Annotated in this window: 1 protein-coding gene; it reads right to left on the bottom strand. The window is 35.0% G+C overall.

The window, feature by feature from the left end; genetic code table 11:
- A partial coding sequence (locus ACRHOZ_RS21145) for an HAD family hydrolase (RefSeq protein ID WP_431130300.1) occupies nucleotides 1–234 on the bottom strand: 234 nt, incomplete at its 3' end.
- Nucleotides 235–254 lie beyond the last annotated feature (20 nt).

The raw sequence follows: 254 nt of genomic DNA, 5'->3' as shown, positions 1-254 counted from the left end.
GATTTTATAGTGCTTACGCTTCAAACTGACTAAATGCTCTGGTGTTTCATTCAAATTGAAATGGTCTACCAAACGCTTGCAGATGTTAATAGTGGACTGCCCTGTAAAAGAAGCATATAAATCTTCATCTACATTAATATTAACGTCATCAAACATTTGATGATAGGCTTTTCGGTGCAAAGGCTCAGTATCTACAATAACACCATCCATATCGAATAAAACTGCTTTAAGCATAGAATTGTTTTGTTTTGGGC

Origin of the sequence: Flagellimonas flava, assembly GCF_050617915.1 — a bacterium.
Lineage (GTDB): Bacteria > Bacteroidota > Bacteroidia > Flavobacteriales > Flavobacteriaceae > Flagellimonas > Flagellimonas flava_A.
The sequence above is the reverse complement of the archived record's forward strand: the minus strand, read 5'-3'. Positions and strand labels throughout refer to the sequence as shown.